Here is a 25796-nt window from a genome sequence, read left to right as displayed (position 1 = left end):
TTTAGTTGCGATCGAGAAGCGAGATTATTTGCTGCTAGCCCCGAGCCGGAGGTACTTTTTAGGAATCTTTTGCTACAATTATCCATTTTTTAACATTTTTGTCAATCCATCATAAGCGGTAAAATAGAAATCAAGCATTAATTTCATAAAGTTAAGCCATCAAGCTATACTTTTTATAATTAAAAATACTCAACCCTTAAAAATTAACAAATGAAGAAAGCTCTACTTTTAGTAAACCAGCACTCCCGAAAAGGGCAAAAGTTATTATCTCAAGCCACGAGAGAATTAGAAGCACTGGGTTTTGAGTTAATTGTAGAATCTACAGACCGCGCCCGCGAACTTCCCGACACAATTCGGCGCTACCAAAATCAAGTCGAATTAGTAATAATCGGCGGCGGCGACGGCACTCTCAACGCCGCCATAGAAGGTTTGATAGACAACAAGTTACCCTTGGGTATTTTGCCGATGGGAACGGCTAACGACTTGGCACGCACTCTGGAAATTCCTACAGATTTATCCAAAGCCTGTCAAGTAATCGCCAGCGGTAAAGTTCGGCTAATAGACTTAGGTTGGGTGAACGGCAAGCATTTTTTTAACGTGGCGAGTTTGGGATTGAGCGTGGAAATTACCCAGCGGCTGACTAAAGACGTAAAGCAGCGCTGGGGAGTTTTCGCCTATGCTTTTACTGCTTTGCAGGCACTTTGGTCAGCGCGACCGTTCCGAGCAGAAATTAGGGTTAACAACCAATCTTTTAATGTTAAAACTATTCAAATTGCCATTGGCAACGGCCGCTATTACGGCGGTGGCATGACAGTTGCCGAGGATGCCACAATCGACGACAAGCGACTGGATTTGTACAGTTTGGAAATAAAAAACTGGTGGGAAATCATTGCTTTGCTGCCGGCTATGAGGCAAGGAAATCATACCAGTTGGCCTAATGTTCGCGCCTTGCACGATCGAGAATTTGAGGTTAATACTAGCAAACGCCGTCCGATTAATACTGACGGTGAAATCACAACTCACACCCCTGCAACATTTCGAGTGATTCCTCAAGCTTTAGCAGTTATAGCTCCTTCATAACTCACAACTAATATAATTATGTTGTGGAACAGGCATCTTGCCTGTTCATATATTAGCCACGGGCAAGATGCCCGTGCCACAATTAATTAATAAATAAATTAATTAATTTTCTGGTCTTGTGGAACAGGCATCTTGCCTGTTCATATATTAGCCACGGGCAAGATGCCCGTGCCACAATTAATTAATAAATTAATTAATTAATTATCTTGTCTTGTGGAACAGGCATCTTGCCTGTTCATATATTAGCCACGGGCAAGATGCCCGTGCCACCATTAATTAATTAATTAATTTTCTGGTCTTGTGGAACAGGCATCTTGCCTGTTCAGATATTCGCCACGGGCAAGATGCCCGTGCCACCATTAATTAATTAATTAATTAATTTTCTTGTCTTGTGGAACAGGCATCTTGCCTGTTCATATATTAGCCACGGGCAAGATGCCCGTGCCACAATTAATCAATTAATAATCGCCTCCAGCGCCGTATTGCCACGCTTCAACTAATCGGTGAAAATAGTATTGCTGTTCCGGTGCTAAATTTTTTACCTGCGGTTCTACTGCTTTCCCCAAAGGCTGCAATCCCGTATAAATTCCTAAATTCACATAATGAACCATCCAATCGAGCAAATTAGCTATTCCTACCTGCGGGATAATTTTCATAACTAATCCGGGATGGCTAATTGCTGTTTTAAACAAGGTTTTTGACAAAGCCGGAAACAGCACGATATCCTGAAGAAACGGTTTGAGTACCGGTTCTCCCAACTCTTCCATTACCTGAAACACGGCAGCCAAAAGTTGATTGATTTGATTGGGGTCTATTTTTTGATTCATCGCAGCACTCATGGAACGCTGAAACAACCAGGTGACAGATAGATTCGGCTGATAGGGTTGCAAAAGTGCGAGGGACTTTTTGTCTAGACTTTCGCTTGTCAAAGCTTCGTCAATTCCTAGAGTCAAGCGTTTGAGGTGGCGCACCATTGCGCCGAAACCGCCGAAGCTGAGGGGAGATTGGCTACCGCTGCTGTCTCCGACTGGGAGTATGCGATTCCAAGGCGTTTTTAGAGGACTTTGGCGATAGCAGGGGAAGAATCCGTAGAGTGCTCTTTGGAATTTTAACTGTTCGAGTTCGACGTTTTGATATTGGGGAAGCAAGCGCAAATACTCTTCAAATAATGTTTCTAAACTGAATCTTTCTGTGTCTGCGTCTATGTAGGTAAATAAGTAGGTTGTGCGGCCATCTCTGGCGGGAAATGCTTCCCAAAAGTATTGGCATTGATTTTGCATTGGGGTGAAGGATGCAAATATGTCGCCAGTCTCGTTTTTGGGGTATCCTTGGGCGCAACTGCCGACTACTAAACATACTGCGTCGGGTTTTTTGCCTTGTCTGGCTTGGCGGACAATGGGCGAAAAATGTCCCATTGCATCTAATAATAATCGAGTTGCAAATAAATTGTTTTCGGTATTTTCGGATTCTACGAGAACTCCGTTGGGGTAAATTGTTGCTGTTTTAAATGGTGTATTTTCAAAGAGTTTTCCTCCTGATTTTAGAAATCGCTGCTTGAGGGTTTCGAGGAGGTAAACTGGATCTATTCCGATGTTTAGTACGCCCGAAATCCAGATGTCGGGGGTGTTGGCAAAGCTGATGCGGGCTGGGTTGTATTCGGTGGCTATTGCTTGTTCTATCTCTTCAACAGATAGCAAATTTAGTTCTAAGAATGCGTCTAATTCTTTGCGAGAAATGTTCCATTCTTGCTCGCGTCCTCGCAGGATGCCGCGTTCTAGCAAGGCTACTCGCCAACCCCGCACGGCTAAGGCTGTACCGATTAATATTCCTAGGGTTCCGCCGCCGATAACTATGTCGAAGTCGAGGGTTTCGAGGGGTTGTTGGCTGTATTTGACTGCTTGGGGTACTGGTGCGGTGTTTTGTTTGAGGTTTTCCCAGAGTCGATCGACCTTTCGCAAGCCTCCGAGGGCGTCTCCTGGGAGTTGGGAGAGGATTTGTTCGGTGAGGGACATCGGGTTTTAATGTGGAACAGTTTCTCAGAAGTAGGGTGCGTCAGCTAGGATTATTTTGGTGACAAACGAACAATCTCAGGCTGACGCACGCCCGGAATCAATGGTGCGTCAGCCTGAGACTTTCTGTGATGATTGAAAATGTCAAATCTGACGCACCCTACCATTCTTGCTTCGGTTCAATCAGCCGTGCTTAACTCTTCAACTCGCAGCCGATCGCACAAAATTCGCTCGCACACTATAGCACCCGTATCCGCACTCCTGCAAACTTCTAACTGAGCTTCCGGCAGCGCTTCAAACAAAAAACGTTCCCCCGGAAACACCGTCCGCTCAAAATACCGATTAGGAATATTTGTAATCCGAGCAATTTGCACTTGGCTAGTATTATTGAAATACCAACACAAAATGCGCGCATGACTTTCGGCAATTACCTCATTCAGTGTCAAATTCATCTTTTTAATTTGTTTGTGAAATTGTGCGATCCATCGGCGACTGGCCTACGCTTAATATAGCATATCACCAGTTTAAAAAAAATCTCTACATTTTTTGGCTTAATTAATAAATGCCCCTGCGGAAACATTCGTGCCTTCCACGTGTTCCCAAGAAGGTGCAAAAGGCGGCATGGCTAAAGCGCAAGATTTCCATCCTCCCCGAACAGGTGCGTTCAACAATTGACAGTGACCCACTGAACCTCTTTGCAGTTTGTAGTGACCGCAAAAATTACACTTAGAAGTAGGATTGCAGGCTCGCTCGTTAATTACTAAGCTGGGCTTATTTTGGGTTTGGTTGCGTTCTAGAATTAGAGTGTTCATTAAATTACTTTTTAAATCTTCACTCTCAAGTATGACCTCTTGATGTCAGTGATTGCGTCTATCTCAAGGCTTAGTTCGCCTTTAAGTTTTGATTAGGGATCGATATAAAATATATGATTTTTGAGACAATCAAGCTAGGGAGCAATTAAATTTCCTTATATCGGATTGGCTGCCCCGGGTGCAAGCAAAACTCGCGCTTGCCTGGGGGTATACTTCCTCAGACAGAGCTAATTATCGTCGCCTAACTTGCTGAACAAATCGGCTAAAATTGTATTAGAAAATAAAAAACCTTCGGGATCGCTCAACCTCAAATTGCCCGAAACTGGCAGTTTCCCGCCCTCGCCTAAAGTTGCGATTGCCCTATCCTCCGTGATAATTTCCACCCATCCTTGCCGCCAGTACGGCTGCAAACAATGCCAAATTTTATCAACCGTTTGCTGCGTAAACTTTTCTGTCAGCGCCCACAGGCTAACTCCTTCTGCTAAACGCAAACCTAGCATCAGCGTTTCTAACAAAACGTCATTTTCTGAGACTTGAAAATTTTGCTCAATTGCTGGGTAAATATCATGCTGGGTTTCCCCCCCAATTTTAGGGGTAGCTGGAAAAGTGACGGGCATCGATCGCACCCACTGATAATATTCTTGAGTTTTGCGAGGCCTTGTCAACCTCCGGCCTTCCACGTAACTCGCCGCCCCCATTCCCAAGCCGTAATAAGGGCGATTTTCCCAATAAACGCGGTTGTGGCGGCACTGATAGCCATCGCGAGCGTAATTAGAAATTTCGTAATGTTCGTAGCCTTCCCCGGTGAGAATATCCCGGGCTAAACGGTACATTTGAGCAGCGGTTTCATCTGCTGGCAGCGGCTGCGCGCCTGCTTGAAAGTAGCGCCCGAAAGCAGTTCCCTGCTCAACAATTAAGTCGTAACTCGACAGGTGAGTCGGGCTAATTTCCACCGCCGATTTTAGGGATGCTTCCCACTGTTCTAAAGTTTGGTGCGGCAGTCCCGAAATCAGGTCTAAACTGAAATTGACAATACCAGCCGATCGCACTATTTCTACTGCTTCAAAAATTTCGGCTACCGAGTGCGATCGCCCGCAAGCTTGCAGCAATTCATCCTGAAAAGCTTGCACTCCCAAACTAACTCGATTTACTCCCGCCGCTGCATATCCCCGCAACTGTTCTAAAGTAAACGTCCCTGGGTCTATTTCTATAGAAATTTCCGCCCCAGCAGCAATGCCAAATTTACGATCGACAGTCTCTAAAATATTGCTCAACTGACTGACAGAAAGCAGCGAAGGCGTGCCGCCGCCAAAAAAAACTGTTTTCAGAGATGCGCCTAAATTTGGAGTTTCTTGAATTTCTTGACACAGTACGGCAACGTATTGCACAATTGTGCCGGAATTATCGCCATTTTTGCGATCGCCCACCACAAAAACCGGAAAATCGCAGTAGTAACAGCGGCGGCGACAAAAAGGTACGTGCAGGTAAGCCGAACTGGGAATGCCGAAATTTACCGCTTGCACACTTTTTTTAAATTCAAATGTTAAATAATCTGTGTTAGGGTGCATTACATATCAAGCCAAAAGCGCAACTTCAAATCTAAAGTTTTAATTAAACCGTCATGAATAATTATGTATATTATGACATTTTCTTAGTAAAAACGCGCTGCGAACGATGGCGTCCCGCCCCGCAAACTACGGCTTTTTACAGTTTAACCTCAACTGGTTTCGAGCCGCAGCAATTCCCGAACAGACCGCAGGGCGGTCTATTCGCAGCTCGTGCCTGCTGGCGGCGGGGCGCGCTATTGGGCCGCGAAGCTCGCTCGCACATCCGCTAAAGGGGACAACCGCGAAATATAAGTTTATAAAAATCCCTCAGTAAATATAGCGATATCCGACCAAAAGATGAACACAAGTATCAGCACTGGAAAGATATAATGTGAACAAATTCATAAACCTAGAACAATGCTAGATGCAATCATAATTATCTCATTCGTAATCGCAGGCGGAGGCATCGGCTATTACGGAGTCGAACTCCTGCCGAGCAACCTGCTGGAGCAAGTTACAAATATACAAGGTTTAAGTTCTGTACTAGGCTCGTTTGGAGCATTAATCGGCTTCGTGCTCGGATTAGTGGCTCAAACAACCTACCGGCGGGTGGAAAAACAAGTCGGCGATATGCCGGTGGAGATGCTGCTGACGCGGGCGATCGGCTTAATCATCGGACTGCTAGTAGCGAACTTAATGCTGGCTCCGCTGTTCCTGCTGCCAATTCCCCGCGAGTTCGGCTTCATCAAACCTCTAGTCGCAGTATTGGGCAGCGTCATGTTCGGCTTCACAGGTGTCAGCTTGACAGACACTCACGGCCGCGCTTTCTTGCGGCTGATCAACCCCAAAAGCTTAGACACGGTGTTGGTAGCCGAAGGTACTTTCAAACCAGCCTCTGCCAAAGTTGTCGATACAAGCTGCATAATAGACGGCCGGATTGAAAACCTGCTAGAAACTGGTTTCCTCGAAGGTCAAATTATCATCCCGCAATTCGTACTCCAAGAACTGCAACTGGTAGCCGATTCCGCCAACGATCAAAAGCGAGTGCGCGGGCGCCGCGGCTTAGATGTACTCAACCGCATCAAAGAAACATATCCAGAACGGATTCAAATTCACTCGGCTGACTACGAAGATATTGCCACAGTCGATGCAAAATTAGTCCGATTTGCTTTGGATATCGACGGCATTTTGCTCACCAACGATTACAACTTGTCGAAAGTAGCCACCGTCCAAAAACTGCCGGTTTTGAATATCAACGATTTGACTCATGCGGTGCGCCCCACTTATTTGCCCGGAGATACGATCGAACTAAAAATCCGCAAAGAAGGCAAAGAACCCTCTCAGGGAATCGGTTACTTGGATGACGGCACAATGGTTGTCGTAGAAGCAGGTAGCAGCTATGTCGGCGGCGAAGCCCGAGTCGTAGTCACCAGCGCCCTGCAAACTACCGCCGGCCGCATGATATTCGCCCGCCCTCAAGAGTCCGTTATTGTTTGAAACTGAGTAACAATGGCCAGAGCAATCAGAATCAAATATTGCGATCGTTGTTCTCAATCTGCCCCGACTCTCTACCGCGCCCGGTATGACGAGTCGGGGCAGTGGTTTTTTCTGTGTCTTAAATGTTGGGAATCTGTCAGCGCAAACAATCCTTTTTACTTCTACGGTGGCACTTGGAAAGCTAGCAAGAAAAAATAAATAATACGGCGGTTGAAACCGCGTCTATACAAGCAAAACCCGCCGACACGGGTTAAAGACCAGGCCGTTAAAATACGTTATTCTCTTCAGTCCGCGGAGGCGGACATCGTTTGTATAGGCGCGGTTTTAACCGCCGTCTTATCTACAAACAGGAGCGTTAATTAGATTTGGTATCGCATCTTCATACAATATCTCGATCGCACAGCTAAAATTAACGCTAGCAAACTGAACTTCTTGTCCTTGAGTGTAAGGATAAAGCACCCACAAACCCTCTGCATTCCGGCGAAAACACTCTATACTAACTCTCTCTTGATTAATTAATACATACTCTTGCAAACTTTCAGAAGTGCGGTAATCGGCAAATTTATCGCCTCTGTCAAAAGCCGCTGTTGTCGGCGATAAAACTTCCACAATTAAGCGCGGGTAGCGAATGAAATCTTCAGCAGCATTTCTGTCCCGTTCATCACAAGTCACCGCGACATCGGGATAATAATAGAAATTTGATGCCTCAATCCGAACTTTCATCTGTGCCATATAAGTTATGCAGCCACTTCCCCGCAGATGATTTCTCAACAGTGCAAACGCATTTCCCGAAATGATAACATGAGCTTTGCTTGCTCCTGCCATTGCATAGATTTCACCTTGTCTGTACTCGTGTTTTATCGGACTGACTTTCTCACCTGCTAAATAGTCTTCAGGGGAGATATAGGTGCAGCTTTTACTTGCAGTCATCTAAATTTGAGGTTGGTGAGGATTACACAATTATAGCCGTAGCACGGGCGAGGGCCCGACGCCATCGCCCTTTTTCACCTTTCCCCCAAAGTTTTAACGTCGGCGCGGGGCCGGAAGCCTCGCGCTATTTTGCGGTTGCGGTTTTTCTTGCAGCTTCATTGTCAAACTAACCCGCTTTAACTTCTCATTCACCTCCAAAACCCGCACTTTCACCACTTGTCCGACTTTAACAATCTGTTTGGGGTCATCTACAAAGCGATCGGCTAATTGAGAAATGTGAACCAAACCATCTTGGTGCACTCCCACATCAACAAAGGCTCCAAAGTTAGCTACATTCGTGATTATGCCTTCTAATTCCATGCCAACTTGCAAATCGGAGATTTCTTTGATTCCTGCTTGAAAAGTGGCATATTTAAACTCGGCTCGCGGGTCTCTTCCCGGTTTTTCTAGTTCGGAAATAATGTCTCGGAGTGTCGGTTCTCCGACTTTTTCTGTGACATATTTCTTGATGTTTACAGTCTTGATTTTTTCCGATATTTGTGTTATTCCTGTCAGCGGCAAGTCTAAATCCTTGGCGATCGCCTGCACGACAGGATAACTTTCGGGATGAACTGCGGTATTGTCCAGGGGGTTTTCGCCGCCCCGAATGCGGAGAAATCCGGCTGCTTGTTCAAAAGCTTTAGGCCCGAGTTTGGGAACTTTCAGGAGTTGGCGGCGATTTTTAAAAGCGCCGTTTTCGTTGCGGTAATTAACGATATTTTTGGCAACTGTTGCCGTCATTCCTGACACAAATGTCAGCAGTTCTTTGGAGGCTGTGTTTAAGTCAACTCCGACATAGTTGACGCAGCTTTCGACTGTTTCGTCGAGTTTCTTTTTGAGCAGTTTTTGGTCAACATCGTGCTGGTATTGACCGACTCCTATTGATTTCGGATCGATTTTCACGAGTTCGGCGAGGGGGTCTTGCAAGCGCCGTCCGATGCTGACTGCGCCGCGGACGGTGATGTCCAGATCGGGAAATTCGGCGATCGCCACATCGCTTGCTGAATAAATCGATGCACCGGATTCATTCACCATGACTTTAATCGGTTTTCTTTCCATTTGGGCCAAAACTTCCGACACAAATTCGTCTGTTTCCCGGGAAGCTGTACCGTTGCCGATCGCGATTAATTCAATTTTGTATTTTTCAATTAAATGCTTGACAATTTTACCAGCTTGTTGTCGTTGACCTGCGGCTTGGTGGGGGAAAATGGCTTGATATTCCAAAAACTGCCCGGTTTCATCGAGGGCGGAAACTTTGCAACCCGTGCGAAATCCCGGATCGATCGCCAATGTGGGTTTCATTCCCGCCGGCGCCGACAGCAGCAACTCGCGGAGGTTGGTTTCAAAAGTGGCGATCGACTCGATATCAGCGACGGCTTTGTTGTGCGATCGTACTTCCGTGATTAACGAAGTCTTCATCAGTCGGTTGAAGGCATCCTTCAAGGTCGATCGATAAAACTCCTTAACTTGCGGTATCCTAGTTCTAATTTCCCGATCTTCCAAATAAGCCATCACCGCCGATTCATCAAAGGCCAGTTCCAAATCTAAAACCGCCTCCGTTTCCCCGCGAAACAGCGCTAACATATTGTGCGACTGAACATTTCTCGCAGCAACTTGGTAATTGCGGTACATTTCAAATTTAGTGCTGCCTTCCGGGAAATCCTCTTTAATTTTCGAGACAAAAACTCCTGTTTTCATTAAAAAATCTCGCAAATAAGCCCGCAATTCAGCTTTTTCGGAAACCGCTTCCGCCAAAATATCCCCAGCACCTTTGAGAGCTTCTTCTGCTGTTTTCACTCCCTTTTCTTCCGAAATGTATTTCGCAGCTTCCGCCTCAAGATCAGCGGGTTTAGCCGTCGGTAAGTTTAAAGATTTGATAAATTCTGCCAGCGGTTCCAAACCTTTTTCTCTAGCAATTGTCGCTCGCGTCCGCCGCTTGGGTTTGTAAGGCAGATAAAGGTCTTCGAGTTCGGTTTTTTGCAAACACGATTCGATTTTAGCTTGCAGTTCTTCAGTGAGTTTGCCCTGAGAGCTAATTGTATCTAAAATCGATTTTTTGCGCTCTTCAATTTCCGTCAGATAGGTGAAGCGATCGGAGATGTCCCGCAACTGAATTTCATTCAGCAAATCCGTGCGTTCTTTGCGGTAGCGGGCAATAAACGGAATAGTTGCTCCCTCGGCGAAAAGTTCCAGAGCATTATTGACTTGGGAGAGATTGATGGAAAGTTCTTGAGCAATCAGTTGAGGAATGTCGATCATAGTGCAGAATTTCGGATCGGTCGATTTTAGATTTTAGATTTTAGATTTTAGATTGACTTCACAGAAGAGAGGAATAAAAGCTTGAGAGAAAAGTTTGACAGGGTGTTGGCGCTCGTCCTGTAAGTGTTAAAGTAATGTTAGCATAAATGCAGTCATTTCTCAATATTATATGTTGCCTTTTAAATATCCTGTACCGCAAACCGATCCGCCGCGATCGCCCAGAGAAACGCTGCCGACGATGTACGATTTACCCAGCGAAGACCCGGAGGAACCTGGTTTGCCCGACGAATTTCACGATTTGCAGCCGCAGTTGTTGAGCCTGACGTTTCGGCCTCGGAATTATCCGGCTTCTGAGATATTTAGCGGCACCGACATGAACCTGTATTATGACGTGCAGCACACTCTGTGGCACAAGCGCCCGGATTGGTTTGGAGTTGTGGGAGTTCCGAGACTTTACAATCGCTCCGAACTGCGGATGAGTTATGTTACTTGGCAGGAAGGCGTGAATCCTTTTGTAGTTGTAGAACTGCTTTCGCCGGGAACGGAAAAAGAAGATTTAGGCGCAAATATCGATGAAGAAAGGTTGCCAAATCAGTCGGATGTTACCACTAACGGGCAAGTTTTACAGCCTGAAATAAATGAGAAACCGCCCAGTAAATGGGAGGTTTACGAGCAGATTTTGCGGGTTCCTGTTTATGCCGTTTTCAGCCGCTATACGAATAGGTTGCGAGTGTTTGCATTGAATGCCGGACGCTATCAAGAATTAGAATTGTCTGACTCGCGAGTGTGGATTGCTGACCTAAGTTTGGGCTTGGGTTTGTGGCAAGGAGAGTTTCAGGGAATCGATCGCCTGTGGTTGCGCTGGTATGATGTTGATGGCAATTGGATTCTGACTGAAGCGGAACAGCAACGGCAGCGGGCCGAGGAATCTGAGTCTAGGGCTGAGTCAGCGGAATCTCAATTGCAGTCTTTAATTCGGCGGCTGCGGGAATCTGGCATCGATCCCGATCGATTTTTAAACCGCTAGACAAGACGGCGGTTGAAACCGCGTCTACACAAACAAAGAGAAGACGGCGGTTGAAACCGCGTCTACACAAACAAAGTCCGCCTCCGCGGACTGAAGAAAATAAGGTAAATTTAACCCAATATGCTTGGGATTAAGCGGTTTCAACCGCCGGGTTTTCTTCAACCTGCGGAGGCAGGTTTTGTTTGTGTAGACGCGGTTTCAACCGCCGGGTTTTCTTCAACCTGCGGAGGCAGGTTTTGTTTGTGTAGACGCGGTTTCAACCGCCCGGTTTTCTTCAACCTGCGGAGGCAGGTTTTGTTTGTGTAGACGCGGTTTCAACCGCCGGGTTTTCTATTTAAACCGCCGGGTTTTCTTATTTATTGCTATTTATTTGCAGTAAATCCTTCCGCATAAGGTGACTGATGCAAATAAGCCTTACCCGCAGAACCGAAAAGTTGCAGTTTCCCAGAAATTACCGATCGCATAGCATCGATCGCCTTTTCCATAACTTCCAACAAATCCGGATCTGACAAAGAACTGCTAGTTTTTAACACGTCCATATAAGCATCGCGAACTTCCGTATTCACATTAAATTTAGCTACTCCTAATTTAATAGATTGATTGATCGTGGATTCCGGCAAACCGCTAGCACCGTGCAACACTAACGGCACCGAAACTGAATCCCGGATTTTTGCCAAACGCGGGAAATCGAGTTTGGGTTCGCTGAAATATTTGCCGTGAACGTTGCCAATTGTTACTGCTAAAAAATCAACCTTAGTTTCTTTAATAAACTCTACTGCTTCCACTGGATCGGTCATTTTTGCGGCTTTTTCTTCGATTGTCAAACCGTCTTCCGTGCCGCTAATTCTGCCGATTTCTGCTTCAACTACCGCACCGTTAGCGTGGGATAATTCAGTCATTTGGCGAGTAAATATCAAATTTTGTTCGTAGGACAAAGGAGAACCGTCTGCCATAATTGATTTGATGCCGGCGGCTAGGGCGAGGTGAATGTCTTTTTCTGAGGTGCTGTGATCTAAGTGTACTGCGATCGGCACTAAAGATTGGCGCGCGGCTTCCATGCAAAGCGCTACTAAAGGCGATTTTCCGTATTTGAGGGCGCTGGGGTGAAGTTGCAGCATTGCAGGACTTTGCAGCGCTTCGGCGGCATCGATGACGGCTTTTACTCCTTCGAGGTTGTAGACGTTAAAAGCGCCGATCGCATAAGCATTTCTCCGGGCCGTGTTCAGCAATTCGCTAGTTGAGGCGAGCATAAGTACCTGGCTTAAAAACTTTTCAGAAGGAAGAAGGAAGAAGGAAGAAGGAAGAAGGAAGAAGGAAGAAGGAAGAAGGAAGAAGGAAGAAGGAAGAAGGAAGCCGTAGGGTGCGTCGCCATCGACAATCCCTAAACAAACATCGACAATCTCACAGTGACGCACCTTATACAATAGTTATTGTTGGGTGCGTCAGGGCTGAATAATTTGACAAAAAACCAATAATTCTCCCCCTGACGCATCCTACAGTTGGCTACACTTTGTATGCGGATTCTTTGGTAATGTGCACACTGCACACCTACGACTTTATGCACTATTTTTGTGCGTTACCAGCGTGCAAACCGCACTCTTTTAGTGTCGCTTCTTCCCACCACCAGCGACCTTCGCGTTCGTGTTGGTTCGGCAATACCGGCTTCGTACAAGGTTCGCAACCGATGCTGACAAAACCGCGTTCGTGCAACTTGTTGTAAGGCACCTCCAAAGCGCGAATGTAATCCCAAACCTCTGCTGAAGACCAGTTTGCTAAGGGGTTGAATTTAATTAATTCGCGATCGGGAGTTGAGAATGCAGTGTCAACTTCAATGACCGGAATACCGTTGCGGGTACTGGGACTTTGGTCTTTCCGCTGACCGGTAATCCAAGCATCGAGAGTATTCAGTTTGCGGCGCAGCGGCTTGACTTTCCGCACGCCGCAGCATTCTTTGTGACCGTCTTGATAAAAACTAAACAATCCCTTTTCTTCTACTAGGGCTTGTACTTCTGCTGCATCGGGAAACATTACTTCTAGTTTAATGCCGTAATGTTTTCTGACTTGCTCCAAAAACTGATAGGTTTCTGAGTGCAATCTGCCGGTATCTAGGGTGAAAACGCGGAAGTTTTTGGTAATTTTTGAGGCAATATCGATCAGAACTACGTCCTCGGCACCGCTGAAAGAAATTGAGATATTTTCAAAGTTTTCTAGGGCAAATTTGAGAATTTCTCGCGGTGTTTTTTGACTGTATTCTGCTTCTAGGGTGGCAATGTTGAGATTGTTTTGGATGGCAACCATATTTTCGGGTCTTCAGTGTTCTTTTCCTCTAGCCCTTCATTATAGCAGCTCGCAGCATCTCTCTCACTGATGAATTTGACTGGATCTTGCAGCAGTCTTTTCGGCCCGGCCCGCGATCGAGCTCCAGGATAGCGATCGCCCGCTTGTCCAAGTTTTCGTGAACCCAACACTCTTCTACTGGATAAAATCGAATGACGGGGGCGCGAATTTCATAGGAATCTTTCGAGGCCGTGAGAATATAATCGCAATACCCGTTTAAACCGACTGCTACATCAACATTGAATTCTGAGCCGGAGAAAAAACCTACTTGAAAATTAAATTTTCGCCTGACTTCTAATAAAATTGGAGCGATAATTAATTCGGCGCGAGCCTTTTCGGTATTAATTGCAGTGGCTAAATAAACATTTTCATTTAAGGTCGTTTGCAAATAGGAACTTGGCAGTACCTCTGGGATATCCGCAAACAGGTTTAAGGGTTCTTCTACCGTTAAATTAAAGGATTCTCTAACTTTAGCTATGGTTGTGAAGTCACTGTATTCCATAGGTTAATTTACTCTATTAGTCCTAGACGTATCAACCGATTTTTTTGTAAAAAATCTCTCGTGGGGCGCGATCGCCCTGAATTGAAAAACCTGGTTTTTGCGATCGCCAGCGCGTAAGTTTTGTTACTGTGGTATTTTACACAATTTTCGATATTGAAGGAAGGTGCAACTGGGAAAAATCGCTCGATTGCGTGTAATTATCTCTTTCAGCAGAAGTCAATTCAGCTTGAGCGAAGGAAAAAGTACGATCGCGTTACATGACAATCTCCCTCTCAGGTAGCATAGACTAATTGGTAAACTGTCGTTAAATTTGATGTACGCGACAACAACTCACAAGTTAAGAAAAGTTGCAAACACTACTTACCGCAACAATCATCTCTCGCGTATTGAATTTTACAACAATAGATAAAACTAGAAGGTTTGTGATGAGAATTGCCCAAATTGCCCCCCTAGCAGAGCGAGTTCCGCCTCCAGCTTACGGAGGAATTGAACTGGTGGTCAGCCTCTTGACCGATGAATTAGTAAGAAGAGGACATGAAGTTACTTTATTTGCCTCCGGCGATTCAATTACTTCTGCTGCTTTAGAATCTGTTCATCCCCGAGCTTTGCGTCTCGATTCCACCGTTAAAGAATACGGGATTTACGATATGTTGCAACTGAGCAAAGTCTATGAAAAAGCCGGAGATTTTGACATCATTCACTCTCACCTAGGCTGCGCCGCTTTGCCTTACTCGCGCTTAGTAAAAACGCCCACAGTTCACACTCTCCACGGGATTTTTACCCCCGACAACGAGAAAATATTTGCCTACGCCCGCACTCAGCCCTACGTGAGTATTTCCAACTCTCAGCGGGAAGATAGACTAAATCTCAACTGCGTTGCCACAGTTTATAACGGCATAGATCCGGCAACCTACGAATTTCACCCGCAGCCAGACAATCCTCCTTATTTAGCTTTTCTCGGTCGAATGTCATCAGAAAAAGGAGCGCATTTAGCCATAGAAATTGCCAAGCGATCCGGCTGGCATTTAAAGATGGCAGGCAAAGTAGATACTGTCGATCGCGAATATTTCGAGCAAGAAATCAAGCCGCACATCGACGGCCAACAAATAGAATACTTAGGCGAAGCCAACCACGCTCAAAAAAGCGTGTTGATGGGCGGTGCAGCAGCGACATTATTTCCCATTATTTGGCGCGAACCTTTCGGGTTAGTCATGATTGAGTCAATGGTAACGGGAACGCCCGTGATTGCCATGAAATTAGGCTCGGCTCCAGAAATAATTGTTCATGGGAAAACAGGTTTTCTGTGCGAAAACGTGGAAGAATGTATCGCCGCCATCGAGCCGGCCCGGGAACTCGATCGCAGCGCTTGCCGGCAACACGTAGTCGATCGCTTCAGCGGTCAAACAATGGTCGATGGCTATGAAGCCGTTTACCGACAAATTTTAAAAGAGCGCTTTTTCCAAAACGGTCATCCGCATCGTTTGACAGAATTAGAAATCCCAAGCAGATAGCTGCACTAGGACAGATTAAACGCACGCCCGATTTACTTATCCAAAACTTACGCACAACACTCAAAAAACCGGGTTTTTTTACGAAAACACCCGGTTTCTACCTGAGTCCCATTATCATTTTAGCTGTGTTATACCAGAAGAAATAAGGAAGCAGGAAGACCGAAGGTGCAATATAACAGCGTAAGGATTCAGGTCTAAAAACTTGCGGCTCCAACGCTTGTCTGGTAAGGGTTTTATGGCAAAATAAGGGTTTTTGTCTTTCGCGGTTAATTGTCAATAAACGAGGAAAAGTGACAGTTTTTCGCGGTTTATTGAGAATAGAGATTGATTTAGTATCAAGCTCCATATCTAAAGTCTTTGCCCAGCAAGGAGTTCAGTGACCTGAATCCTTACATGACAGCTCATGTTTGAACAATTAAGAAAGTCCTAATACCAATTTAATGTGAAGTTGCACATATCTCGATCCCCCTCGCATCCCCCTTAATAAGGGGGATGCGAGGGGGGATCGGATTCTACGGGGCCTCATAAAAAATTGGTATAACTGTTTTGGCTGCTGCTAGATTAGTTTGGTCGATCTTCTTATTATTTCGTCCCGATCGTTTGATTTTTTTTGCTTGTTTTAAGAAAAGTTAAATTTGTTTTGTGAATCTAACTGTTAGTTGGCAGCAGGCTGAAAAACATGATATAATGCCAAGAATGAAGCATTCAATCAAGGCGCTCGACCTCAAAAAATAATCTCAAAGTCAAGAGTCGAAAAATCAAGAAAATTAAACTTTTGAAAAGATGGGAACCCACTTTTAGTAACAATGCCCGATACTGTTGAACTAGAAGGAAAAACATTTGCAGCCACTGCAGAGTCACCTGTAACCGAGTGGCCTTGCGCGATCGCCGATCGACCTCAACCAACACTCACCCTCAAAGACGACGATTTATTTCTAATTACCGACACCCTCGGCAACATCTCAGGCTGCTTAAAAGACGACAGCGTGACCAGCCTCGGATTGTTTTGCCACGACACGCGCTTTCTCAGCCGCCTAGAACTGCAAATCGAAGGGCGATCGCCAATTTTGCTCAGCAGCAACGCCGAAAAAGGCTACCTGCAAACAGTTTTGTGCTCCAACCCCCGCATTGACGATCGCATCCCGGCAGAAACCATAGGCATCAGGCGAGAAATGGTGCTCAACGGCGGTTTGTTTGAAGACATAGAAATCACCAACTTCACCACAAAACCAGCCAGCTTTGAAATAAGTCTCAGCTTTAACTCTGATTTCTTAGACTTATTTGAAGTCCGGGGTTTCGGCCGTGAAAAGCGCGGTAAAATACTGCGCCTGATGCCCAAAAAAACCGACGGCTCATCCCCAGGCGAAGGTGCAGACAAAGAAGCCCTTCCTGCCCATCCTAACGGCAATAGCGACGGTGAAAATCGGGCGGTAGAAAACCCAAATGCGGTAATTCAAGAATCAGAAAAAAACCCGAGCGATCGACTTTCTATCGCCGAAGATCCTTCGTGCTGCCTCCAGGAAAATTTAACCCTTGCCTACCAAGGTTTAGACGGCTCGGTGATGGAATCTCACATCGAGTTTTACAACCAACCGCCAGCACTGTTTCAGGGCAATACAGCAGTGTGGCGCATTTCCCTAGAATCCCACCAAGCAATCAAATTGGGATATCGGCTCAAAATGCTGATCGACGGCAAATCCATCTCCAAAGTGAGCACTCCCGCAAACCTAGTTCAAGCCAAAGCAGCAGAACTTTTAGAAGAGCGAGAATGGCTGAGCGAAATTACCAGAATTAACTCGGACAAAAACACATTTAACCGACTCCTCAAACGCGCCGAACAAGACATTTATTCCCTGCGGCAAACTTTTGGTAAAGGCAAAGCCATTTCAGCCGGAGTTCCCTGGTTCTCAACATTATTCGGCCGCGACTCCATCATCGCCGCTTCTCAAATTTTAATTCTAGATCCAACTTTAGCCAGAGAAACCCTGACAACTTTAGCTCACTATCAAGGCAAAAGCGATGACGATTGGCGGGATGAAGAACCGGGCAAAATACTGCACGAAATTCGCATGGGAGAAATGGCTCGCTGTCAGGAAATTCCCCACACTCCCTATTACGGAACCGTCGATGCAACGCCGCTGTGGTTGATGCTTTACGCTGAATATTATGCCTGGACTTACGACAGCCAAACTTTAGATATTTTGTGGCCGAATGCCTTGGCAGCGATGGAATGGATCGATCGCAAATGCGCGGAAACAGGCTACCTCAGCTATTACCAGAAATCTAAGCGCGGCTTAGCAAATCAAGGCTGGAAAGACTCGGGCGATTGCATCGTCAACCGCTCGGGCGTAATAGCAGAAGGAGCGATCGCCCTTTGCGAAGTCCAAGCCTACGTTTACGCTGCTAAACTCCGGCTGGCAGAAATTGCCAAGATCAAGAAACGCATCGATTTAGTCGATCGCTGGCAAGAAGAAGCAAGAAACCTAAAAACCCGATTCAACCGCGATTTTTGGATCGAAGATTTAGGTTATTGCGCCCTAGCATTAGACGGCGAAGGAAAACCCTCTGACAGCATTTCATCAAATCCCGGACACTGTTTGCACCTCGGTATTTTATCGCCAGAAAAAGCTCAAAGCGTAGCAGAAAGATTGCAAGCTCCAGATATGTTTAGCGGTTGGGGCATTCGCACCCTGTCGTCCTTATCTCCCGCCTACAATCCCATAGGCTACCACACAGGCTCAGTCTGGCCGCACGACAACGCTTTGACAGCTATGGGACTGCGATCGCTCGGCCGTGTCGAACAAGCCCTAGAAGTAGCTCAAGGCTTATTTGACATGACATTGCTGCAACCCTACGAGCGTCCCCCCGAACTTTTCTGCGGCTACGAGCGCAACAGCGACAGCGATCGTCCCGTGCAGTATCCTGTAGCTTGCTCGCCCCAAGCTTGGGCAACCGGCAGTATTTTTCAACTCTTGCAAATGATGTTAAATTTAGTGCCTGACGCTCCCGAAAATCAATTGCGAATTATCGATCCGGCCTTGCCAGAATCGATTAAAAAACTGTCGCTAAATAACTTAAGGATCGGCTCAACTTTGCTCGATTTGGAATTTGAGCGATCGGGTTCCTCAACCGCTTGTCGGGTTACTAAAAAACGCGGCAATTTACGAGTGATTATCGAAGCTTGAATTTTGCTAAGTGGGAATTCCAAATTCCAAATTCCCACTTAGCAAAATCCCCGACACGGAAGTCAACGATACACGGAGCGCTGTTTTTTTCTCTTCCTTCTTTTTACTCGCTCGCGACTTGTGCTGAGCGAAACCGAAGTAAGCCGAAGGGCTTTCTTCCTTTTTTCCTAGATAACTACATCATTCTTCTTTCTTCCATTCAGCCATGCGATCGGCTATATTGTATTGGGAAGTACATTAATTTGTTCGCCGTGCAGCGGTGCAGTCAAACAGCCGTAGCACGGGCTGCAAGCTCCCAGCCATCCCGCCAGCTTCTGAATAAACATTGTCCGCCGTCAACAACAGCAAGGAAGTGTGGAATCATGTCAAAAGTTTTAGTAGTGGACGACGTTAAGAGCGAACTAGAAATCATCTGCCGCATTCTTCAAGATGCCGGAATGGATGTGCTCCGGGCAAGCGACGGCGAAGAAGCGATCGCCCTGATCCGCAAAACCCATCCGGCTCTCGTTGTTTTAGATGTAGTGATGCCGCGAATGAACGGATTTGAAGTGATCAGAGAATTGCGGGGCGATCGCGCAACTGCACACTTGCCAGTAGTATTTTGTACTCATAAAAACACCGATATCGATAAAGCTTGGGGAACCGATTTAGGCGCCGACGCTTACGTCAGCAAACCGTTTGAACCTCAGCAACTCGTCAACATCGTGCAGCGCCTGCTTTTAGCGTAAACAGAATATAAAGTGTTCGGCAGTTGTCAAAAAAAATCATACTGAGAAACCCCGTTTTTTTTTAGAAATTGGGTTTCACACTTTCCTAAAAGTTTTACCTTTAATGATAGGAATCGGCCCCGTTACCAAACCCGGGATTTATTTAACCCAAGCATTTGAAACCCAAAAACTGATGCTGAAAAACTCACGTCTCGCGATCGGCTTTCCAGGCAAAGTAAAATCGTAATTTGTTACGCTACACTAGAAACTAAAAATAAGCAATGAAAACAACTGCTCCCGCAGCGGGGACTCAAACAAGCGGAACAAAGCAATTTCTCCTCTTCGGTCAAGGAGGCAGTCTGTTCGGCGTAGAGTTAGACGCAGTGCGAGAAGTGCTTTCCCTCAAGGAACAACCGATTTCCCCGGTTCCGAACACCCTGCCATTTTTGCTGGGATTAACCAACTTGCGGGGCGAAATCTTAGCAGCAGCAGACTTCGGACGGTTTACAGGCCTCGATCCGGTTGACACCCACCACCCAAGCAGCCGCATCTTAGTGGTGGAAGCGCCCGATCCGCGAGACGTGAGATTGTCGAGAATGCGGATAGGATTGGCAGTCTCCCGCGTCGAAGGAGTTTTACCTCTCAATCCCGATCGCATTGTCTCAGCACTAGATGTCAGTCCCGACCTAGTTCCATTCTTAAAAGGTCTGTACAATTCCCAAGAACGCTTGCTAATGATTGTCGATGTAGAAGCGATCGCCCATTCCGAACGCTGGTAAAAATAGAGAATGGGGAATTATATAGATTTGGGTTGCACGAGCGACATAATTGTTGAGCATTCGACTTCGCGAGCGGGCAATGCAGTTGACAGTTGAAAATTTGCCAATTTGCCAATTATCTATTTTACTATGAACTTTCTCTATTACTTTTTCGCAACGACTTTCACCCTGACATTGCCTGACTTCTCCCCCTCGCTGGTAGCAGGGGCTGCCAATAGCATCATTAGTGCGTGTTACTTTGCGATCGCCTGGCTAATTAGCTTGGGTTTGTGGCGCAGCCGTCAAGCCGGATTCGACACCTTCGCCACAGTCACAGCCGCCATATTTTGGAGTTGTGCCTTCGGGCACAGCGGTCACGCAGCAGAATATTTAGGATTGCCGCACTCCGCAGTTTTGCAAACAGCGTGGGATTGGATGACTGTAATCCCCGCGATCGCCTTTTTAAGTCTCTCCAGCCGATACAGCTTCTTAGTCGGTTCTACCCAAATTCTTCAATCTAAAAAAGACACAGAACAAGCACTCAGCGAAACTACCCAGCGATTTCAGGCAATCTTCGATCGAGCTTTTCAATTAATAGCGCTATTGGAGCCAGACGGTACTGTGATCGAAGCCAATCAAACAGCGCTAGAATTGGGCGATTTCCAAGCATCAGAGGTGCTGGGGCGGAAATTTTGGCATACACCCTGGTGGGCATCATCCCCAACTAACCAGCAACGGCTAAAAACTAACATCCAACAAGTCAACGCCGGCAAATTTGTCCGAGAAGAATACGAAATCACCGGAGTCAATCACCAGGTGATAGTAATTGATATATCGTTTAAGCCCCTGTTAAATGAAACAGGAGAAGTATTTCAAATCCTCGCCGAAGGCCGCGACATTACCCAGCGCAAACAGACAGAAGCTCAGTTGCAGCAGCTAACAGCAGAACTAGAGCAGCGAGTGAATGAAAGAACAGAGCAAATCCTGCAAACTAACACGCAATTGCAACAGGAAATTCACGATCGCAGCGCAGTCGAACAGCAGCTATTACGGCTCAAATCAATTTTAGAAGCAACAACAGACTGGGTAGCTATGGAAGACGCCCAAGGGCACAGTCTTTATATGAACCGCGCCGCCAGAGAAATGTTGAACGTTGGCGAGAATACAGATTTAGCGGGAGTCAGCATTTCTGAGGTCATATCTCCCAAAAGTAAAGATACTATTGTAAAAGTCGGCACAGCCGCAGCTTGCCGAGACGGGGTGTGGAGCGGCGAGACAATTTGGCAGACTTTAGACGGCAAAGAAATACCAGTTTCTCAAGTAATTATTGCTCACAAATCTGAGAAGGGAGAAGTTGAATTTCTGTCAACGATCGCCCGCGACATTACCAGCCGGAAGCTCGCGGAACAAGCCTTGCGACAAAACTTGCAAATGCTCGACCTCGCCAGCGATGCTTTGATTATTCGAGATATAAACGGCACGATTAATTACTGGAATCAAGGAGCCGAGCGAATGTACGGCTGGACGAAGCAAGAAGCTGTGGGAAAAACCACTCACAGCCTGTTTAACACGATTTTTCCCCAACCTTTAGAAGCAATCTCGGCACAGCTAGAACGGCAGGATTATTGGGAAGGAGAACTGATTCACACCACCGGTCGCAACACCAAAATTACAGTATTCAGCCGCTGGACTTTGCAGCGAGACGAACAAGGAAACCCCAAAGCAATTTTAGAAACTAACAACGACATTACAGAGCGCAAGTTGGCAGAAATCGAAAAACAAAGATTGATTTCGATCGTAGAAAGCAGCTCCGATTTTATCGGCATAGGAACAATGGAGGGACAGTCAACCTACCTGAATGCTGCTGGAATGAAGCTAGTCGGACTTCAAAATATTGAAGAAGTCAAAAGCAAAAGTATATTTGACTGCTTCTCGAAGGAAGACGCGAAAATACTCAGACAAGAGATTATGCCTGCTACCGTCCGAGATGGCTTGTGGCAGGGCGAATTCCGGTTGAGAAACTTTCAAACCGACGAAAATATTCCCGTTGACTTTACCCTATTTACCGTCAAAGACCCAGAAACAGGCGAAGCTGTGGGCGTAGCAACTGTTACCCGCGACATTAGCGATCGCAAGCGGGCAGAAGAAATGCTGCGCGATCGCGAAAGACTGTTCCGAGCCATTTTTGACCAATCGTTCCAATTAGTGGGGCTGCTAGAACCAGACGGAACCGTTTTGGAAGCCAACCAAACAGCCCTCGCCGTCGCCGGACTGGGGCGCGAAGACTTCGTAGGCACGCAGTTTGCAGATAATTTGTGGTGGCAAAATTCTCCAGAAGCCAAGCAAAAAGTGCAAGCTGCGATCGCAAAAGCCGCCGCGGGCGAGGTAGTCCGCTACGAAGCCGAGATGCTCGTTGCTGGGGGTGCTGTGATAACTGTGGACTTCTCCCTCAAGCCGATCGTAGACGACAGGGGCAAAGTCGTGCTGCTGATTCCCGAAGCTCGCGACATCAGCGATCGCAAAGCCCTAGAACGAGAACTAACCTTGCGTCAAGCCCGCTTTGACGCTTTTTTCGATGCAGCACCGGCGGGAATGTTTATCACCGACGACCAACTGCGCTTCGTGCAGTTCAACGACAAGCTGTCCGAACTCGACGGCCAACCGGTTTGTGCATACATCGGCAAGACAATATGGGAAGCTGAACCGAGAATCGCACCGACCGTAGGCCCCCTGTACGAGCAGGTGCTGTCCACCAACGAAGGGATATTAAACCTGGAACTCTCTCATGCAAATACCGCACAACCAGATGTGATGCGCGACTGGCTGACATCTTACTTTCCTTTGCCCGGAGAGGATGGCAAACCGATCGGTATTGGGGCTTTCATCTTAGAAGTTACCGATCGCAAAAACCTAGAACGAGAACTCACGGTGCGTCAAGCCCGCTTTGACGCATTTTTTGCAGCCGCCCCCGCCTCAATGTTTATCTGTGACGACCATTTGCGGTTCGTGCAAGTCAACGAGAAAATGGTCGAAACCACCGGGTCGTCAGTTGCCGAACACCTCGGGAAGACGATTGCCGAAACAGCACCGGAAATGGCATTGAGTCTAGATCCCATATTGCAGAAGGTTCTCGCCAGCAACGAACCAATTTTGAATATCGAAGTATCCGGTTCCACTTCCAAACAGCCCCGTACCGTGCGGGATTGGCTGGCTTCTTACTTTCCTTTACCGGGATCTGACGGCAAACCCATCGGCGTCGGGGGAGTAGCAGTACAAATTACCGATCGCAAAAAAGCCGAAGCAGAGCGCGATCGGTTTTTTACCCTTTCCCTAGACTTGGTTTGCATTATAGATTTTGAAGGCAAATTCAAGCGCCTCAATCCCGCTTGGGAAACAACCCTCGGCTACACCCTAGAAGAACTGGAAGACCAACCTTTTATCAAGTTCGTCCATCCAGACGATCGCGAACAAACCACAGGCGAAGCGGCAAAAATATCCGATGGCGTCGAAACACACTCCTTTGAAAATCGCTACCGCTGCAAAGACGGTTCATACAAGTGGCTGTCGTGGAAAGTGCGACCTGAAATCGAACAAAAGCTCATGTATGCAGTCGCTCGCGACGTTACCGAAAGCAAACAGGCACTTAATCAATTACAAGAAACAACCTCACAATTAGCCCGTTCCGAAGACGAACTGCGGCAGCAAACCTCTCTCTTGCAACTGCTAATTGACAGCATCACCGATGGCGTAATTGCAGCCGACAAAAAAGGCAATTTTGTCCTGTTCAATCCCGCCGCCAAAGATATCTTCGGCTTGGGTTCGACAGACGCTCTTCCCAACGAGTGGTCGGCAAAATACGGTTTATTTTTGCCCGATGGAGTCACTCCCTATCCCGCAGAAGACCTCCCTTTAACGCGGGCAATTCGAGGAGAATCCCCTGACGGCGTAGAGGTTTTTACCCGCCATGCAGACAAGCCGGAGGGCCTCTGGATCAAAATTAACGGCAGCCCGCTCAAAGACGAAACCGGCGCCCTCAAAGGCGGCGTAATTGTCTGCCGTAACATCACCGAAGAAAGAGCATCTACCAAGCGAATGCAGCAGTTAGCCGAGGAACAGGAACGCTTGGTGCAAGAACTCAAAACGCGACAAAATGCTCTCGACGAATCTGCAATTGTCAGCGAAACAGACATCAAAGGCGTGATTACCTACGCCAACGACAGATTCACTCAAATATCCGGTTACAGCATGGCAGAACTCCTGCATCGGAACCACCGCATTGTCAATTCCGGCTACCATCCCAAATCATTTTTTGCCGAAATGTGGCTGACAATTTCTCGCGGCTTGGCGTGGAAAGGGGAAATCAAAAACCGGCGCAAAGATGGCTCGTTTTACTGGGTAGATTCGACGCTCGCCCCCATCTTTGATACCAGCGGCACAATTGTTAAATATATCGCCATCCGCTTTGACATTACCGAGCGCAAAGAGGGAGAAGAAAGACTGGAAAAATTGGCAGCAGAACGCAAAGCTGAAGCTGATTCTCTGACGCAGCAAGTCCTCAAATTGTTGGGAGAAATTAAAGGCGCGGCTCAAGGCGACTTGACAGTTAGAGCTGAAGTTACTAACGACGTTTTAGGTGCTGTTGCCGATTCTTTCAACTTCCTGATCGGTTCTCTGCGGAAGGTGGTAACGGGAATTCAAACTTTGGCCGAACAGGTAACATCTGCTACGGGCGAGTCAATTAACAACACCAGCGAACTTACCCAACAGGCTGAAGTTCAAGCAGCCAAAATATCTTCGATCATGCGGGAAATCGAGCGGATAGTGAATTCGATCCGCGACGTGCGGGATGTTTCGGTGCGCGCCGAAACGGTTGCTCAGCAATCTTCTCACACCGCTGAAGCCGGCGGTGTGGCGGTCGATCGCGCTGTCGAAGGCATTAACGGGCTCCGGTTGACGATCGCCTCTACCTCGAAAATGATGAAGCGTTTGGGCGAATCTTCGCAGCAAATTGGCAAAATTGTGACTTCGATTTCTCAACTTGCTTCCCAAACTAATTTGTTAGCTCTCAATGCTACTATTGAAGCTGCCCGTGCCGGCGAACAAGGTTTAGGTTTTGCAGTCGTCGCCGAAGAAGTGCGGAAGCTTGCAGAGCGATCGGCCGGCGCTACTGAGGAAATCTCCGAAATTGTCGGTACAATTCAAGAAGAAATCAGCCGCGTGATGAAGGCAATGGAATCGGGGACGCTGGAGGTAGTCGAAGGCACTAAGCTAGCAAGCGAAGCTAAAACTCACCTCAATGCTATCATCGAAGTTAGTCGAGAAATGAATGCTTTGGTGCAAAATATTACTCGCGCATCTGCTAAACAAACTGTTTCGGCTGAGGAAATTTCTAACAGTATGCAGCAAGTCAACGAGATTGCTAATACGACTGCACAAAAGGGTTCGGACGTTAAGGCATCTTTGGACGATTTGTCAGGTTCTGTTGAAAAATTGCAAAAGTCGGTCGCTAATTTCCGCAGTTAGTCATTAGTCATTAGTCATTAGTCATTAGTCATTAGTCATTAGTCATTAGTCATTAGTCATTAGTCATTAGTCA

At 46.7% G+C, this 25796-nt stretch carries 19 protein-coding genes; 10 read left to right on the top strand and 9 right to left on the bottom strand.

Features of this window, described 5'->3' with window-relative positions; all coding sequences use genetic code 11:
• Positions 1–210 precede the first annotated feature (210 nt).
• Positions 211–1080 (top strand): lipid kinase, encoded by an 870-nt coding sequence (locus QUB70_RS19960; protein WP_332982961.1) that lies wholly within the window; start codon positions 211–213, stop codon positions 1078–1080.
• A gap of 458 nt (positions 1081–1538) precedes the next feature.
• On the opposite strand, the gene QUB70_RS19955 is transcribed toward QUB70_RS19960, so the two are convergent.
• The 4 genes from QUB70_RS19955 to hemW all read right to left on the bottom strand — a co-directional run bounded on the left by QUB70_RS19955 (position 1539) and on the right by hemW (position 5469).
• A complete protein-coding gene (locus QUB70_RS19955) occupies positions 1539–3092 on the bottom strand; it encodes an FAD-dependent oxidoreductase (RefSeq protein WP_332982959.1) in 1554 nt (517 codons plus the stop codon).
• Between the two features lie 176 nt (positions 3093–3268).
• Positions 3269–3541: a DUF1830 domain-containing protein gene (locus tag QUB70_RS19950; RefSeq protein ID WP_332982957.1), complete on the bottom strand. Its 273-nt coding sequence runs from the start codon at positions 3539–3541 to the stop codon at positions 3269–3271.
• A 99-nt stretch (positions 3542–3640) separates the two neighbouring features.
• A complete protein-coding gene (locus QUB70_RS19945; RefSeq protein WP_332982955.1) occupies positions 3641–3901 on the bottom strand; it encodes a hypothetical protein in 261 nt (86 codons plus the stop codon).
• A gap of 227 nt (positions 3902–4128) precedes the next feature.
• A complete protein-coding gene (gene hemW, locus QUB70_RS19940; protein ID WP_332982954.1) occupies positions 4129–5469 on the bottom strand; it encodes a radical SAM family heme chaperone HemW in 1341 nt (446 codons plus the stop codon).
• 53 nt (positions 5470–5522) lie between these two features.
• Here hemW and QUB70_RS19935 point away from each other — a divergent pair, with 53 nt between their 5' ends.
• The gene (locus tag QUB70_RS19935) at positions 5523–5738 is read left to right on the top strand and encodes a hypothetical protein (protein WP_332982953.1); all 216 of its coding nucleotides are present in this window, start codon (positions 5523–5525) and stop codon (positions 5736–5738) included.
• A gap of 127 nt (positions 5739–5865) precedes the next feature.
• The gene (locus QUB70_RS19930; protein ID WP_332982951.1) at positions 5866–6945 is read left to right on the top strand and encodes a PIN/TRAM domain-containing protein; all 1080 of its coding nucleotides are present in this window, start codon (positions 5866–5868) and stop codon (positions 6943–6945) included.
• A 336-nt stretch (positions 6946–7281) separates the two neighbouring features.
• Here QUB70_RS19930 and QUB70_RS19925 read toward each other — a convergent pair whose 3' ends face one another.
• Complete coding sequence (locus tag QUB70_RS19925; protein WP_332982949.1) at positions 7282–7875, bottom strand: Uma2 family endonuclease; 594 nt, start codon at positions 7873–7875, stop codon at positions 7282–7284.
• Positions 7876–7968: 93 nt separating this feature from the next.
• On the bottom strand, positions 7969–10173 hold the full coding sequence (locus QUB70_RS19920) for a Tex family protein (protein ID WP_332982948.1): 2205 nt from the start codon (positions 10171–10173) through the stop codon (positions 7969–7971).
• 169 nt (positions 10174–10342) lie between these two features.
• Between QUB70_RS19920 and QUB70_RS19915 the strand changes: the two genes are divergently transcribed.
• Positions 10343–11200, top strand: a complete 858-nt coding sequence (locus tag QUB70_RS19915; RefSeq protein WP_332982947.1) for a Uma2 family endonuclease — start codon at positions 10343–10345, stop codon at positions 11198–11200.
• 362 nt (positions 11201–11562) lie between these two features.
• Here the strand turns inward: QUB70_RS19915 and QUB70_RS19910 are convergent, their stop codons facing one another.
• Positions 11563–12429, bottom strand: coding sequence for a class II fructose-bisphosphate aldolase (locus QUB70_RS19910; RefSeq protein ID WP_332982946.1), 867 nt, complete (start codon positions 12427–12429; stop codon positions 11563–11565).
• On the opposite strand from QUB70_RS19910, the gene QUB70_RS19905 reads away from it, so the two are divergent.
• Positions 12419–12559, top strand: a complete 141-nt coding sequence (locus QUB70_RS19905; RefSeq protein WP_332982944.1) for a hypothetical protein — start codon at positions 12419–12421, stop codon at positions 12557–12559. The genes QUB70_RS19910 and QUB70_RS19905 overlap by 11 nt on opposite strands.
• 204 nt (positions 12560–12763) lie before the next feature.
• Here QUB70_RS19905 and QUB70_RS19900 read toward each other — a convergent pair whose 3' ends face one another.
• Entirely contained in the window at positions 12764–13498 is a 735-nt protein-coding gene (locus tag QUB70_RS19900) for a phosphoadenylyl-sulfate reductase (protein WP_332982943.1), read from the bottom strand.
• 28 nt (positions 13499–13526) lie between these two features.
• On the bottom strand, positions 13527–14039 hold the full coding sequence (locus QUB70_RS19895; RefSeq protein ID WP_332982941.1) for a hypothetical protein: 513 nt from the start codon (positions 14037–14039) through the stop codon (positions 13527–13529).
• 425 nt (positions 14040–14464) lie between these two features.
• Between QUB70_RS19895 and QUB70_RS19890 the strand changes: the two genes are divergently transcribed.
• The 5 genes from QUB70_RS19890 to QUB70_RS19870 all read left to right on the top strand — a co-directional run bounded on the left by QUB70_RS19890 (position 14465) and on the right by QUB70_RS19870 (position 25723).
• The gene (locus QUB70_RS19890; protein WP_332982940.1) at positions 14465–15550 is read left to right on the top strand and encodes a glycosyltransferase family 4 protein; all 1086 of its coding nucleotides are present in this window, start codon (positions 14465–14467) and stop codon (positions 15548–15550) included.
• An 806-nt stretch (positions 15551–16356) separates the two neighbouring features.
• Positions 16357–18735 (top strand): amylo-alpha-1,6-glucosidase, encoded by a 2379-nt coding sequence (locus QUB70_RS19885; protein ID WP_332982939.1) that lies wholly within the window; start codon positions 16357–16359, stop codon positions 18733–18735.
• Positions 18736–19097: 362 nt separating this feature from the next.
• The gene (locus tag QUB70_RS19880) at positions 19098–19463 is read left to right on the top strand and encodes a response regulator transcription factor (RefSeq protein ID WP_332982937.1); all 366 of its coding nucleotides are present in this window, start codon (positions 19098–19100) and stop codon (positions 19461–19463) included.
• A gap of 260 nt (positions 19464–19723) precedes the next feature.
• Positions 19724–20221 carry a chemotaxis protein CheW gene (locus QUB70_RS19875; RefSeq protein WP_332982936.1) on the top strand — a complete coding sequence of 166 codons (498 nt, stop codon included), beginning with the start codon at positions 19724–19726 and terminating at the stop codon, positions 20219–20221.
• Between the two features lie 129 nt (positions 20222–20350).
• Positions 20351–25723 carry a methyl-accepting chemotaxis protein gene (locus QUB70_RS19870; RefSeq protein WP_332982935.1) on the top strand — a complete coding sequence of 1791 codons (5373 nt, stop codon included), beginning with the start codon at positions 20351–20353 and terminating at the stop codon, positions 25721–25723.
• The last annotated feature ends 73 nt before the right edge of the window (positions 25724–25796 follow it).

Origin of the sequence: Microcoleus sp. A003_D6 (assembly GCF_036702825.1) — a bacterium.
Classification (GTDB): domain Bacteria; phylum Cyanobacteriota; class Cyanobacteriia; order Cyanobacteriales; family Microcoleaceae; genus Microcoleus.
The sequence above is the reverse complement of the archived record's forward strand: the minus strand, read 5'-3'. Positions and strand labels throughout refer to the sequence as shown.

Excerpts from the sequence above, each read along its gene's own strand:
- QUB70_RS19960 (WP_332982961.1), top strand. The coding sequence starts at position 211 with ATGAAGAAAGCTCTACTTTTAGTAAACCAGCACTCCCGAAAAGGGCAA.
- QUB70_RS19955 (WP_332982959.1), bottom strand. The coding sequence starts at position 3,092 with ATGTCCCTCACCGAACAAATCCTCTCCCAACTCCCAGGAGACGCCCTC.
- QUB70_RS19950 (WP_332982957.1), bottom strand. The coding sequence starts at position 3,541 with ATGAATTTGACACTGAATGAGGTAATTGCCGAAAGTCATGCGCGCATT.
- QUB70_RS19945 (WP_332982955.1), bottom strand. The coding sequence starts at position 3,901 with ATGAACACTCTAATTCTAGAACGCAACCAAACCCAAAATAAGCCCAGC.
- hemW (WP_332982954.1), bottom strand. The coding sequence starts at position 5,469 with ATGCACCCTAACACAGATTATTTAACATTTGAATTTAAAAAAAGTGTG.
- QUB70_RS19935 (WP_332982953.1), top strand. The coding sequence starts at position 5,523 with ATGAATAATTATGTATATTATGACATTTTCTTAGTAAAAACGCGCTGC.
- QUB70_RS19930 (WP_332982951.1), top strand. The coding sequence starts at position 5,866 with ATGCTAGATGCAATCATAATTATCTCATTCGTAATCGCAGGCGGAGGC.
- QUB70_RS19925 (WP_332982949.1), bottom strand. The coding sequence starts at position 7,875 with ATGACTGCAAGTAAAAGCTGCACCTATATCTCCCCTGAAGACTATTTA.
- QUB70_RS19920 (WP_332982948.1), bottom strand. The coding sequence starts at position 10,173 with ATGATCGACATTCCTCAACTGATTGCTCAAGAACTTTCCATCAATCTC.
- QUB70_RS19915 (WP_332982947.1), top strand. The coding sequence starts at position 10,343 with ATGTTGCCTTTTAAATATCCTGTACCGCAAACCGATCCGCCGCGATCG.
- QUB70_RS19900 (WP_332982943.1), bottom strand. The coding sequence starts at position 13,498 with ATGGTTGCCATCCAAAACAATCTCAACATTGCCACCCTAGAAGCAGAA.
- QUB70_RS19895 (WP_332982941.1), bottom strand. The coding sequence starts at position 14,039 with ATGGAATACAGTGACTTCACAACCATAGCTAAAGTTAGAGAATCCTTT.
- QUB70_RS19890 (WP_332982940.1), top strand. The coding sequence starts at position 14,465 with ATGAGAATTGCCCAAATTGCCCCCCTAGCAGAGCGAGTTCCGCCTCCA.
- QUB70_RS19885 (WP_332982939.1), top strand. The coding sequence starts at position 16,357 with ATGCCCGATACTGTTGAACTAGAAGGAAAAACATTTGCAGCCACTGCA.
- QUB70_RS19880 (WP_332982937.1), top strand. The coding sequence starts at position 19,098 with ATGTCAAAAGTTTTAGTAGTGGACGACGTTAAGAGCGAACTAGAAATC.
- QUB70_RS19875 (WP_332982936.1), top strand. The coding sequence starts at position 19,724 with ATGAAAACAACTGCTCCCGCAGCGGGGACTCAAACAAGCGGAACAAAG.
- QUB70_RS19870 (WP_332982935.1), top strand. The coding sequence starts at position 20,351 with ATGAACTTTCTCTATTACTTTTTCGCAACGACTTTCACCCTGACATTG.